Raw genomic sequence first — 12,650 nt, forward strand, 5'->3', positions numbered from 1 at the left:
CATGAGTGGATTCAAGAAGTTCCTCATGCAGGGGAACGTGATCGATCTGGCCGTCGCGGTCGTCATCGGCGCGGCCTTCACCGCCATCGTCAACTCGTTCGTGGCCGACCTGCTGACCCCGCTGATCTCCGCCTTCGGCGGCATGCCCGACTTCTCCTCGCTGAAGTTCACGATCGGGCAGTCCAGCTTCAACTACGGCAACTTCGTCAACGCGCTGATCTCGTTCCTGCTGGTCGCCGGGGTCGTCTACTTCCTGATCGTCCGGCCGTACACCTCGTACAAGGACCGCCTGGCCGCCGGCGAGGAGGCGACGCACCACGAGTGCCCGCAGTGCCTCACGGAGATCCCGAAGGCCGCCACGCGCTGCCCGGCCTGCACCTCGGAGCTCACCCCTGCCTAGGTGAGCGAGTCGATCTTGGGATCGTACTCCCAGTGCCAGGGCTCGAACGGACTGCTGTAAGCCCAGTCGGGGTGGAACCACCCGTATCGCTTGCCGTTCTTCTCCAGCCAGTTGAACTCGGCCGACCGGAAGCGCTCCACCCCTCCGCACAGGTCGACCGCCAGTCCGAACCCGTGATTACTCCGCCCCGGCACCGCCGCGAACCCCGGCCGCCGATAGTAGACGGACTGCTGCTCGGAGAGACTGCGATAGGCGTCGGTCACGCAGATCTGGCGCCCGAACTGCTTGCGATAGGCCTCGTTGAGGCTGACGAACGCGATGGCCGCGTCCGCCCGCAACATGTGCCCGCGCTGCTGCAGCGGGCAGAGCAACGTCCGCGGAATGAGCCCGTTCGGATAGGCGTCGGCCGCCGTGATCCGCAACGGATTACAGGCCAGGGCTGCCCGCCCCACCTTGTCAATCTTGATGCCCATCTTCACCAGCGCCGCGGTCAGCGACTTCACGATCTTGTCCGACCGCAGCCGCAGGGTGTCGATCTCCGCCGCCATCTGCGCCTCGGCCAGCAGGTTCCCGGCCCGCAGTTCCTGAGCCTCGGCCGCCAGCCGTTCCGTCTCCTTGTAGAGGCGGCTGGTCTGCTCAACAGCCAGTTGCCGGACGGCGACGATCTGACTGGCATCGCTCATGGCCCGGAGCGTCCCGACCCCGGCGTCCCCCGACAGGAACGGGATGATCCCATCGCCACCGATGGGCTGCTGATAGAACAGCTCGGCCAGCCGCGAGACCGGCTTACGAATCTCCGCCAGCCGGCTCTCGGCCTCATCAAGGGCGCGAAGCTTGGTCTTGAGCTCCTTCTCCTGGGCAGCGACCTTCGATCGCCGCTGCTCCAGCGCCTTGGTGGCGTCCTCAAGCTCCTTGGCCGACTTCTCGGCTTCCTTGCGAAGCTCCGTAAGACTGCCAGGATCCACTACAGCGGCGGCAGGGGGAACGTTGGTTGGAGCCTCGGCACGAACCGGGGGTGCGAACAGTGAAGCCATCGCCACGACGACCGCGATCAGACCCGCTGATCGAGGAGTTGGCACGCTCGACTCCTCCGTTTGCACACTCGTTACCTTGGTCAGGCACGCACGTTACTACAGCCCCCCGAGTGCCCGGACCCAACTCCGGAGAGCCGCTATATCCCGTTTAGGGTTTTTAACCCGCATCCCCACCCCGCCCCTCACAGTTCACTAGCCGTCCACCCAGCCCTCAACCCGCTTGACCCAACCACCGCCCCCATCTACCAAACCTGGAGCCCCCTGCCCACCCCCACACTCTCCACCCGGAGCCTTCACAGGCACACCGCCAGCCCGTTCGTTCGTCAGGCCGGAACCACACGGTCAGTCCGCCAGGCCGGAACCGCGCCATCAGTTGGTCAGGCGGGCAAGCGCGGCCAGCTCGTCGGGCAGAATCGCACCGTCGATCCGTCAGGCAGGAGCCCGCTCCCGCTCCCGGCACAACTCCCAGAGCCAGGTCTCCTCCCACTCCCCCGGACACCCACTCCCCTGCTCTCGCTCCCGCTCCCCCCGGACCGGCGCCGGCGCCTCCCGCCGCACCACCGATTCCCCGGCAGGAGGCACCGCAGGCACATCCACCACCCGCACCCTCACCTCCTCCTGCTTGCGAGGCGCAGGCAAACTCCCCTCGTAGACCAGATCCGCCCGAGCCGGCGCAGGCACATAGACCGGCTCAAACGCCAACCCCACCCCCGGCGGCACCCCGTCCACGGCGATACGCTCCCCGTCGTATCCGACGCCCTCCCCCACCATCAGCCCTCCAGCGAGAATCGCCGGCGCGAGCAACGCGGCCACCAGCACAGTTGGCCTCTGTTTACGTCCCCTGTTCGTCACCCGCCCGACGCTATCCATGCGCCATGATCGGCCAGGGGATCGCTGGCGATCCCTTTACCCCACCCCACCGGAGTACTGACTCCGCCCGCCCCGGCAACTCACCCTCGGCCGGGCGACCCACGCGCTCCCAGACTTCGCTAGGCTTGTCGCGTCCGCCTCCGTAGCTCAGGGGATAGAGCACCGCTCTCCTAAAGCGGGTGCCGCAGGTTCGAATCCTGCCGGGGGCACATCGCACATGGGCATCTCCATCGGGGGTGGTGCCTCTTTGTTGTTCCCTCCGTCCGCGAGAGCAACGCCTGCAGCGTGCTGTATCGCAGCCAAGGTGTCGCTGGTGATCGCTACCTTGCACGTCGCGGTGTTGGTCGGTTTGTCGTAGTAGATCTCCAGCCGGAACGCGTCGAACAGGCGTCGCATGATGGCCTCCGGCATCAAGGACAGGTCGATCGCTCCGACTGGGATCTCATCGAGCAACGCCGGTTCGCTTCGCGTCGGTCGGGTCAGTTCGAGGTCGTGGAGTTCTCGCTGCTTGGCTGCCCGCTCCTCAGCGAGTTCGGCGGCCCGGGTCTGAACGTCATGGACAAGGGTGCCGGTAGGGTCATCGGTCATTTCCAAGGTGCGGACGAGACGCGTCCGACGGGTGTCGATCTCGGCGACCGAGCGACTGAGCGCGTCGATCTTGGCCTGATGCTCAGCGGCGGCGGAGTCTTCGTGGTCGGTTCGGGCACGGTCGAGGTAGACCGCGCGGGCGGAACCGAAGATCCGTCTGGCGAAGAAGTCGCTGACGCCGTCCAGGAGCAGCTCTTCGCGAACATAGATCGTGGCAGGGTGCCCCTCCGGGCGATACCCCGGCGCGGGTGCGCAGGCGAAGTAGCTGTAGGGCGTTCGTGTCTTGCCGAACATGCGGCGCCTGCAGGCATTGCAGAAGACATGGGAGCGCAAGGGGTAGGACCGGCGGGCCAGCGGGTGAGCAGTATTGGGCCCCGCGGCGCTTCGAGAACGCTCCTTGGTGGCGGCGACCTTCTGCGCGGCCAGAAAGGTTTCCTTGGTGACGAGCGGCTCATGCGTCGGATGCGGAGACCACACCCACGCCTCGGGAGGGTTGCAGGATCCGCCCTTCTTGGTCGCCCGGCGATTCCACACCATGTAACCGGTGTACTTGGGGTTGATAAGGATCTCGCGGACGGAACTGACCGCCCAGTAGCCGCGAGCTCGGGCGGGGTCGACCGGGGTGGGCGGCGGGTAGCGGTCAAGATCCTGGTTGAGCCGCTCGGCGATCTGCTTGTAAGCGAGCCGCTCAACCACCCGCAAGTGGAAGATGTAGGTGACCACGGGACCACACACGGGGTCCGGGATGAGGCGGTGTTTGGTCCGACCCTCGGCGCGACGGGCCGGGACAGGGTGGGGGATCCTGTCGGCGGCGTAGCCGTAGCAGGGCTTGCCGACGTTGAAACCCTGTTCGGTGTGGGTCTCGAAACCGCCCCAGGACTTCTCCAGCAGTTCCAGGACGTACCACTCGGCAACGCCCTGCTTAACGCGGCGCGTGAGGATCTGCGATGCGCGCTTGCCGCCCAGGATGATGGGTTCGTCCGAGCACATCAGGTGGACGCCGAGTTGTTCGAGCTGGTTCTCGATCTGAGTGGTGATGTAGGTACGGCGGGCGATGCGTTCGATGGATTCACAGATCACCGCGTTGAACCGGCGGTCGGGCCGGGCGGCCTCGGCCAGCAGGTCCTGGATGCCGCCATCGCGCGGGACCGGGATGGAGAAGCGCTCATGTCCGCGACCTTGACCTCGGGCGCTGAGGTCCAAACGGCCGGACTCCACGTCGTAGAAGTGCGCGACGATGATCGCCTGCTCTGGTAGTGCAGAACGGCAGGCGCTCAGTTGGCGCGGGATGGACAGTGTGGGGTCCTGCTGGTCCTCGGTGGAGGTACGGCCGGCGAAGGCGACCAGCAGGGGGCCATCGAGTTGCCCGCTCAGGCGGGCAGCTCGCCCTCGGGATCCGGCTCTGAGGTCGTCGAGAGGGAAGGGTGCAGAACGTTGCGTGCCGCCAGGCATTCCAGAACCTCCATGATCACGATTGCCTGGTGGCGGTGAAGCCGGTCACCGGCTTCTCCCTCGACCAGGTCGAACTGGATGACGGTTCGCAGCAGAGACGTCGGCTTTCGGCGAGATGCGTTCTGGGAGGCCGAGGCCCTTTTCTCCGCCACGAGGTCCTGGTGGGCCGCGCGTTCACAGCGTTTGGCGCGGGATTCCCAGGCCGTCAGGGATAGGGATGATCGATCCCCACCTCCGGCCGGGATGTCAAGCCTCTCGTTGGCCGCGCTCATGCCGTATATGTCGTGCGTCGGAGCTGTGCGTTCAAGGCACTCCTGCGTGCTAGGAAATTGACCCTGTCACTTATCTAAATACCTGCCGAGAGGCCCAAGATCGGACAGCCACCGTCACGGAAATTGAAGAGGTTTTAGATTGCTAGGGGCATCCTGTATAGGAAGATACGACTGCCAGATATGGCAATGATTGATGCTTTCCTCGCAATCCGGCGGCGGGCACCGGAGCGGGAAGGAGGCTGAGCCTTGCAAGCCGTTAGGCACGCCAAGCTATCCATGATCATTTTGCCGTGGCTGATGGAGTCGGCCGTCTGGATCAAACGACGGTAGGCGTGGGCCTGGCTGGCCTGTTGGGGTTGAGGTCTTGGCCGAGGTGATGGCGGCGCGCATGCGTTTCGGGCATTGCCTCGATGTCGCCCGTGCCAGGTTAGCCGTCGGGCATGTTCAGATGGGCTTCCAGATGTGGGGTTCGTTGTCTATGAGTGAGTGCAGGCGGCGGTGTAGTTCTGCGCGGATGGCGGGGTGGTCGGCGGCGCGGATGTAGGCGGCGAGGGAGCGTAGTTCCCTGGCCGCGAGCAGGAGGCGGGCGGCGGGGGTGCTTTCGATGTCGGGGTCGAGGCCGTAGGTGCGGCAGAAGCGGTGCCAGCGGTGGCGGGGGCGGCCGAAGCGGTGGTGCCCGATGAGGGTGGGGATGGCGTCTTGAAGGTAGGGGCCGTAGCTGATGGAGTCCCAGTCGCCGAGTTGCCAGCGGCCGGGACTGCCGAAGAGGTTTCCGGTGTGAAGGTCGCCGTGGAGCAGGCCGTGGTCCAGCCCGATGATCAGTGGGGGTAGGGCGCCCTCGATGAGGGCGCATCGGTTCAGCAGCCAGGTCCGTTGCTCTGGGTCAACCGGTGAGCAGGACGGGTCAAGGCTGAGAAGGTCAGCCTGCAGACTCCCCAGCGGATGAACAGGCGCAAGCGGGACCGGCGGCCGGGGCATCCGATGAAGGTCACGCATGATCGCGCCGAGATCTTCGGGTGTGGGTGCGGCTTGAGTGGGTTGGGTGACGTAGTGCCAGGCGGTGGCAAGCCAGCCGTCGATGCTGACCGGTTGGTCCACCTCTAGCGGAGTGATGGTGGGAAAGCCTTGCTGGGCGAGCCAGCGGGTGACGGTGATGGCGATGTGCAGCCGGGCGGTGACCGTGGTGTTGCCGGGCGCGTGCCGTAGCCGTAGCACCGCGTTGGGTCCGGGCAGGTGGAAGACGGCGTTGGCACGCAGATGCAGCAGCCGCATGCCGGTGCTGTCCAGGCCCAGCAGCCGGCATGCCGCCTCGGCGGGTGGCGTCTTGGCCGGGGTCATGTCTGTTCGTGGTCGGCTAGCTGGCCAGGCTGTCGTGCAGCATCTCGTTGAAGTCCCGGACGGCTGCCTGGTGGGCGTGCGGGGTGAGCCGGTCGGCGAAGTCGCGGATGTGGGCGACGGCGCGGGCGGAGGTGAGTTCTTTGGCCGCGGGGATGGCTGGGGTGGCTAGGTCGAGTGCGTGGTCGAGGTCGCCGAGATCTAGGTAGGCCTGGGCGGCGTGCACGCGGTTGAACTGGGTGGAACGTGCGTAGCTGGTGCCGAATCCGGCCAATGCCTGTTCGGCGAGGTCGGCAGCTTTGCGGTGTTCGCCTACCCGTTGCCAGCAGTAGCCTGCCTCGGCGGCCAGCTCGGCCTGGCCGAAGGCGGCGCTCCAGAACGGGTCACGGTCGCTCGGACCTTGGGAGAAGTGGCGTTCGGCCCTGCTGAGGAGAAGACCGACTTGGCGGCGGGCGTGGGCACCACGTTGGTCTGCGGTCTGTGCGGTGACGGCTTCGGCTCGGGCCTGGCGGAGCATCAGCAGTGCCGTCACTTTGGGTGGTGCGTCTGCCTGGCGGCCCGCCTCCCCAGCGGCGGAGGCGAGGCGTAGCGCCCACCGGCCGTGGCCGAGGTCGCATGCCTGCTGGGCCAAAGCCGCGAGTACATAGGCGGCGATGAGCTGATCATCGGCGGTCTTGGCGAGGTTGAGGGCTTGGCCGTAGTGGCGTTGAGCTTGACCGTGATGGCCGAGGTCGTAGGCCATCCATCCGGCTAGCTGCGTCATGCTGGAGGCGGCTGACAACAGCTCGGCCCTGGTGTCGTTGCTGTAGGTGCCGGCCAGCATGGCGCTGAGCTGGGAGTCGAGAAAGTCGGTGACGGCCGGGCGGACCAGCCCGGCCCCGAACTGGTGATCCATCTGCGAGAACGCCTGGCGTGCCTCCCGGACGCGCGCCACATCCGCCGCCCCCACCTGCCTGATCGTCTGCTCAGTCGGCACACCACCGGAACCCGTGGTGGCGGGTGCGTCATAGGCCCATGACAGGAGCCAGTCGCTCAGCAGCGACGGCATGAACGGCAGTGCGGCCAGCAGGTGCCTGCGTGATGGGTCCATTTCCAACCTCCACAACTGCCTGGCCGTCTCCATGTCGCACACGTACGGCATCGACTCAGCAGGGCCCGCCTCCTCGGCGGCTATGTCAACCTGCGGGTCACAACCTGAGAGCGGCTTGGCACATGCTGTGAGCTGCAGCCACCTCTCGACAACGCCGGGCTCTGCGTCCCACCGCTCCATCAGCCGCTTGCGGTAGACCGGCCGGACGCTCTGGGTGCCGCGTTCCCACCGCGCCCACGTGCAGAGGGAGACGCCGATCTGCTCGGCGGCTTGTTCCTGAGTTAGACCACGCTGCAGCCGCGCCCGGATCAGGCCGGGCCGGGACGGCTTGACCGGTACGGCCTGCTGGGACGGGTTTCGCTGTTCTGGTTGGTGGGTCACCCACGCCACGCTCCCTCAGCGCTTAGGGGACCACACAGCATGCGCCGACTCCAACCCTCGCCTCCAGCCGAACCGTGAAACGCCCTGTAAACGCTCTACCCGCTCATCGGATGTCGCCCCAGGCGTGACCAACGCCTTGTAGCCGCTCTTCCACAGGACGTCCCGCGCCGGGTTCCATGGGTGACCGTCACCCCGTGTGACCAAGCGTGACGGGGACCGCGTCGCCCTTGCGGGTCTGGGAGCTAGCCGAGCCTCAGATGTCCGTGGCGGCAAACCGGTACGGCTCGGCCAGCTCGGGGTGCTGACCGAGCGCATGAGGAGGACACAGCTGATGATCGAGAGGTAGCGAGGCGATGATGGTGATCTACTCCTTTCCACCCACACAACAACTTCAGCCGGTCGGCATCCTGCACCTGGCGCGCAGCGACCGGGCCCCGTATCTGGCCCGGGAGGCTGTCAGCGCGTGGCTGGGGCCCGGCCATCCAGCTCAGGAGATCGCGGTGCTGGCGGCCTCGGAGCTGGTCACCAACTCCGTGCGGTACGCCGGCACTGGCGGCAGCAGCGGGAACGGCGAGGGTGACGGTGACGACGGCCAGGGCTCGATCACGCTCAAGCTGTGTCAGGGTCCCGACTACCTTCGACTGGGCGTCACCGACCCAGGCTTGTCCTGCTCCAAGCCGTCCGCCATCCCGCTGCAGGCGCCGAGCCTGAACGCCGAGCGCGGTCGGGGCCTGGCGATCGTGCAGGCGCTGTCGCGCAACCGGTGGGGCAGCTTCCGGCTGCCGTCCACCGGTGGGCGCGTGGTGTGGTGCCATCTCGACCTCGACCCGACCCCGGCCCAGATCGAGGAGCTGTTTCTCGCCCCGGTGTAGCCGGCCAGACCTCACATCACCTTCAGACTCGTGCTGGCCGATCGAGAAAGGACGGAGAACCGTCGTGCGCCGTCATCATCCGTTCATGCTCGCCCCGGTGTTCATCAGGGCCGGGTTCGTCGGCTGGATCACCGCCGCTCCCGGCAGCATCCCGATGCCGGTGAAGGTGGCGGTGCTCATCGGCGGGCCGAGCCTGTTCGCGGGGGTCGTGCTCGGGCGCCGATGGCGGCTGCGCCGTACGGCGCTCAACGGCCGTTCGCTCTTCGGCCCCTGACCCAGCCCTTCTTCCGTTCCACATCTTCCCCTCTTTCGTTTCGTGAACTGGAGTTCGTCGTGTCCCGTCGTCATCTGATCAACGGGCTGCTGCTGGCCTTCACCGCCACTTTCGCGGTCTTCTCCGTGGTGGCTCCGGCCGGGGTGGTCCGGCCGGTGGCTCTGGCGGTGCTCGGACTGATCGTGGGCTGGGTTGTCGCGGTGGTGGTGTGGGCTGGCCATGTCGTGTGGCGGCGTCGCAAGCAGAACCAGCCATCCGCCTAAAGATCGCCACCCCGGCCTACCGCCGCCGAACGCGCTGCAGACCCCGTCCCATCCCCTTCTCCTGACCGTCCTCGGAGTCGACCATGTCCGATCCCGTTCCTTCGGCGATAGCCGAGCAGGCCGCCCTCTACCTGACCGACCTTCAGCGGGTGTTGCAGGCGCGGGGATACTTGCGCGGGTGCTGACCGATGCGGGGCGGCTGCCGCGCCTGCGGGTGATCAACCCGGAGGCCACCACGCTGGTCGAGGTCGTCTCGGCTTCGCCGCGGGAGGGTGAGTGGTTGTTCTGGTGGTCCTGGGCAACGCCGATCGTCGAGGTGGCCTACCCCGACCGGGCGGCCGAACGTGTCGGCCGGGTGCTGGCCGTAGCGGCCCCGCACACCGCCTGACCGGCACGCGACCACGCCGACCGGGGGCGGATGCTGTCCGCCCGTTCGCGACCCATGTCGTGGCCTGTAGGGCCGTCAGCGGCCGGGAATCCGCGACCGTAAGCCCTGTCACTACGGTGACCCGTCCGTGTGGGCGGGGCCGTGGGTGGCAGCGCCCTCACCCCTTCCGGATCGGGGATGTGTCTGGCGGTGGCATCCCGGCCGGGGGTGGGGCGGGTGAGGGCAACCCTGTAAGTGCTTCTCGGATGGGTGCCGGGTGACTGTGACCGGTGTGTCCTGTTCGAGTCCGAGGTGGCCGCGTGATGTGCAGCGCGTGGTCACCTGCGGTGGCTGGCTACCTTCGGGCGGCGGTCGGCCACCGCTGGTGCGGCGATTGGCGTGGGTCCCCCCGGCTCGCGTCGATCGCCGCCTGAGGGGCGGTCCCTCACCTGCTGAGGGAACCATCGCGCAGTCCGAGGCCGCGATGGGAGGGACCGCCCCCTTCTCCATAAGGGGACGCGCGAGATTTTGAAGGCTTCTCGGGGGGCGATGCGGCCGGGCGGACGCGCAGGCCCGCCCGGCCGCACTCCCGAGAGTGGGTGACCGCGAGCGCCTCAGGCAACCGCGGGCGCGGTCACCCTGGGGTGGCTGACCGGATAGCCGAGGAGGTCCAGTCAGCCACCCTCCGGGAACGACTGGGCGGTTCCCCTTCCGCCCGGTCAGCTGGTGGGCGGCCCTCTTTGCGCTGGTGCGAAGCGCGGCACCATTTGGGCTGCGAGACGCGAAAGGGGGTCGCCCATCTTGAGAACTCATGAACGTCCGGTAGCGGCACGCTCCCCACCATCGCGGGTGCCGCTACCGGACCCCAGCCTCTTGGCGGGCGGTTGCGCGCAGGCAGCCGTGCTCGCCAAGGGAGGGGAGGTGGCTGCTCGAGTTTGGCCCGGTGGAGTACAGTCACCTGGCTGATCGCCCTGGAAGCCCAGTCGGCCAACGCTGACGGGTCTGGTGCAGCCGCTGACTCACCAGACCGTCCGGAGCGGCTCCAGCAGCGTGACACGTGTGGGGGATCCGGGGCCCACACGAATGCTGGAGTCGCCCACCCCCAGGTCACTCCGTCTGAACGTCCGGCAGCGGTAGCACTACCTTCCTCGTGCTCTGCTGCCGGACCCTGCGGGGCCTTCGGGACGTAGCGCAAGGCGGGGAAGTCATCCTCCCCCTATGGGCCGCTCATCCCGTCCCGAAGCCCTCTCCGTTCCCGCTGCGGGGGAAGGAGAGGGGGCAAGGGGGAGGTAGGTCAGCGTGCGGCTGGCCTACCTCCCCCTTCTGCTGCCTGATCGCGGCTCTTTAGCTGGTGGGCAGGTGGATCACCGTCCCACCGGTCTCGCCGGATGCCGTACCGTTCGCTCCCGCTCGTGTGGCCCGGCGAGTGGGTGGTAGTGGCCGGGGTCTGGGTGCGGGGGTTCCGGTCAGGAACGCGGCGGTGGCCTCGGCTGCTGCGGCGGCGGCTTCGGGGTAGACGCTGGTGTAGGTGTCGCGGGTGAAGGAGGCGGTTTTGTGACCGAGGGCCTCTTGGACGAGTTTGATGTCCGCCCCGACCGCCAGCACGGCGGTGGCTGCCAGGTGGCGCAGGTCGTGCAGCCGAATGGGCGGCAGCCCGGCCTGGTAGCAGATTGCGTAGAAGCGGTCGGTGACGTGCTGCGGGTGCAGGGGCCCGGCAACTGCTGGCGGGGAGGAGAAGGAAGGGAAGACGGAGAGGCATAAGAGCGGAGAGGCAATGGACGCAGGTATCCGCACGAACACGCGCGCACACATATTCAAAGGGAGTCGCCTATAGGCGATTCGGGGCGGCCAGCGCAACAGACGAAACCCGCGTGACCTGCGCAGATGACACGACAGAGGGTGTCGCGATCTCAGCGGCAACACCGAACGCGACAACAAAACGCGACACCGGTCGCAACACCGATCAACACCCCACCTGCGCAACCCGCAACACCCAATGGGCGACCCGAGGTTTCGTCGTTGGTCCGACAGCCTCCGAGGTCTGGCAGGCGGTGGTCACACAAGCCAAGAGCCCAAGCAGAGGTCCGATCCATCGCGCACATCCGCTTCTCCACACCCCGACCTCCTGCGATCACCGAAGAGCACCAGGCGCTGACTCTTCGTAATTCAGGTATCACGTGACCCCCTACGTCGAGCAATAGGCGTAACCGCCCCCAGCCGACGTACGTGCCCTCCGCCGCCATCGCCGTGAAGCATGTTCGTGAACTCAGGACACAGACTATATTTCCGTTGTCGACATAGACGTCGTTTGTGGATAGCCTTGCTGAGCGGCACTGCAGGCGATGAGTGACCACTAGTAGCTGCATGTAATCAACGCCGGTAAACATGAATGGTGAGCTGACTCTGCTGAGCAGGTGCGAGGGGAGGGGAGCGATGAAGCCGCTAGAACAGTCTGACCCAACCCGAATCGGAGACATACTTCTCAAGGGCCGCCTTGGTAGTGGCGGCATGGGCCGTGTTTTCTACGGCGTAGCCCAGGACTCTGAGCCCGTGGCGGTCAAGCTCATCCGTGAGGAGCTGATCAACCGAACCGAGATCCGCGCTCGATTCGCTCGTGAGATCGATGCCCTACGGACAGTGCAGAGCCTCGCAGTAGCCGGCTTGGTCGACGCCTCAGAAGAAGATGACGACACGCCATGGGTGGCCGTTGAGTACGTCCGGGGCATGAGCCTGGGCGAGTTCGTCAAGTCGCACGGTCCTCTACCCATCGCTCAAGCAGCGTTCCTCGGAGTCCTGCTCACCGACGCCCTTGCGGCCATCCACCTCGCCGGCCTTCTCCATCGGGACCTCAAGCCAGCCAACATCCTCCTTGGTCGTGATGGTCCCAAGGTGATAGATCTCGGGCTCGTTGCCTTCGCCGATGGCCCAACTGACCTAACCACGACCGAATCGATGCTCGGCACCCCGGTATGCATGGCTCCCGAGCAGGCCAGCAGCCCGAAACAGATCTCGGCCGCAGCCGATGTGTACGCGCTCGCCGCTACCTTGCTCTTCGCGACCACTGGGCACTACCCCTACGACGGGCCCACCTTGCCCAAGATGTTCATGAACATCATGGACGCGAACATCCGTCCCGATCTCGCAGGCCTTCCGGATGAGCTTCAGCCGGTCATAACCGCAATGCTTGCCCACGACCCAGCGGCCCGTCCCACGGTCAGCCAGGCGCGGAGATGGCTCGCAGACCTTGCGACAGCCGATGGGATCACTCTGCCGCTCGCGCTTCGCCGGTTCGCCGTCGCGACCTTTGTCGAGCAGCCCACAGATCCACCGGAGATCGACCTGCCGCTGCCTTCTCGGCCAGCACGCGGACAGGCTCGTGTTCGTGATTCCGTTGTGGCCCAGCTCGCAGAGGAATTCCGGGTTGCCTACGCAGCAGATGCCCGTTTCTAGAG

The 12,650-nt window shown here is 66.6% G+C and carries 11 protein-coding genes, 1 tRNA gene and 1 pseudogene; 7 read left to right on the forward strand and 6 right to left on the reverse strand.

Features of this window, described 5'->3' with window-relative positions; all coding sequences use genetic code 11:
- Position 1 precedes the first annotated feature (1 nt).
- Positions 2–400 (forward strand): large conductance mechanosensitive channel protein MscL, encoded by a 399-nt coding sequence (gene mscL / locus ACFWY5_RS39115; protein ID WP_379637793.1) that lies wholly within the window; start codon positions 2–4, stop codon positions 398–400.
- Here the strand turns inward: mscL and ACFWY5_RS39120 are convergent.
- Positions 397–1,500 carry a D-alanyl-D-alanine carboxypeptidase family protein gene (locus ACFWY5_RS39120; protein WP_379637794.1) on the reverse strand — a complete coding sequence of 368 codons (1,104 nt, stop codon included), beginning with the start codon at positions 1,498–1,500 and terminating at the stop codon, positions 397–399. The genes mscL and ACFWY5_RS39120 overlap by 4 nt on opposite strands.
- Before the next feature lie 940 nt (positions 1,501–2,440).
- Here ACFWY5_RS39120 and ACFWY5_RS39125 point away from each other — a divergent pair.
- A tRNA-Arg gene (locus tag ACFWY5_RS39125) sits at positions 2,441–2,513 on the forward strand.
- An 844-nt stretch (positions 2,514–3,357) separates the two neighbouring features.
- Here ACFWY5_RS39125 and ACFWY5_RS39130 read toward each other — a convergent pair.
- From ACFWY5_RS39130 to ACFWY5_RS39145, 4 genes and pseudogenes are all read right to left on the reverse strand, one after another.
- A pseudogene (locus tag ACFWY5_RS39130) lies at positions 3,358–4,344 on the reverse strand (recombinase family protein); the annotation flags it as partial.
- Positions 4,263–4,616, reverse strand: coding sequence for a hypothetical protein (locus ACFWY5_RS39135; protein ID WP_379637795.1), 354 nt, complete (start codon positions 4,614–4,616; stop codon positions 4,263–4,265). The pseudogene ACFWY5_RS39130 and the gene ACFWY5_RS39135, both read right to left, overlap by 82 nt.
- Positions 4,617–5,060: 444 nt before the next feature.
- Positions 5,061–5,954, reverse strand: coding sequence for a phosphotransferase (locus ACFWY5_RS39140; protein ID WP_379637796.1), 894 nt, complete (start codon positions 5,952–5,954; stop codon positions 5,061–5,063).
- Positions 5,955–5,970: 16 nt separating this feature from the next.
- Entirely contained in the window at positions 5,971–7,422 is a 1,452-nt protein-coding gene (locus tag ACFWY5_RS39145) for a helix-turn-helix domain-containing protein (RefSeq protein WP_379637797.1), read from the reverse strand.
- Between the two features lie 353 nt (positions 7,423–7,775).
- Here ACFWY5_RS39145 and ACFWY5_RS39150 point away from each other — a divergent pair, with 353 nt between their 5' ends.
- The 4 genes from ACFWY5_RS39150 to ACFWY5_RS39165 all read left to right on the forward strand — a co-directional run bounded on the left by ACFWY5_RS39150 (position 7,776) and on the right by ACFWY5_RS39165 (position 9,219).
- Complete coding sequence (locus tag ACFWY5_RS39150; protein ID WP_379637798.1) at positions 7,776–8,294, forward strand: ATP-binding protein; 519 nt, start codon at positions 7,776–7,778, stop codon at positions 8,292–8,294.
- A 64-nt stretch (positions 8,295–8,358) separates the two neighbouring features.
- The gene (locus ACFWY5_RS39155) at positions 8,359–8,568 is read left to right on the forward strand and encodes a hypothetical protein (protein WP_379637799.1); all 210 of its coding nucleotides are present in this window, start codon (positions 8,359–8,361) and stop codon (positions 8,566–8,568) included.
- Positions 8,569–8,627: 59 nt separating this feature from the next.
- Positions 8,628–8,831 carry a hypothetical protein gene (locus tag ACFWY5_RS39160; RefSeq protein WP_379637800.1) on the forward strand — a complete coding sequence of 68 codons (204 nt, stop codon included), beginning with the start codon at positions 8,628–8,630 and terminating at the stop codon, positions 8,829–8,831.
- Between the two features lie 178 nt (positions 8,832–9,009).
- Positions 9,010–9,219: a hypothetical protein gene (locus tag ACFWY5_RS39165; RefSeq protein ID WP_379637801.1), complete on the forward strand. Its 210-nt coding sequence runs from the start codon at positions 9,010–9,012 to the stop codon at positions 9,217–9,219.
- Positions 9,220–10,542: 1,323 nt separating this feature from the next.
- Here the strand turns inward: ACFWY5_RS39165 and ACFWY5_RS39170 are convergent.
- Positions 10,543–10,998, reverse strand: a complete 456-nt coding sequence (locus ACFWY5_RS39170) for a tyrosine-type recombinase/integrase (RefSeq protein WP_379637802.1) — start codon at positions 10,996–10,998, stop codon at positions 10,543–10,545.
- A gap of 633 nt (positions 10,999–11,631) precedes the next feature.
- Here ACFWY5_RS39170 and ACFWY5_RS39175 point away from each other — a divergent pair.
- Positions 11,632–12,648 carry a serine/threonine-protein kinase gene (locus ACFWY5_RS39175; protein WP_379637803.1) on the forward strand — a complete coding sequence of 339 codons (1,017 nt, stop codon included), beginning with the start codon at positions 11,632–11,634 and terminating at the stop codon, positions 12,646–12,648.
- The last annotated feature ends 2 nt before the right edge of the window (positions 12,649–12,650 follow it).

The sequence above is a fragment of the Nonomuraea sp. NPDC059007 genome (assembly GCF_042740555.1).
Taxonomy (GTDB): Bacteria; Actinomycetota; Actinomycetes; order Streptosporangiales; family Streptosporangiaceae; genus Nonomuraea.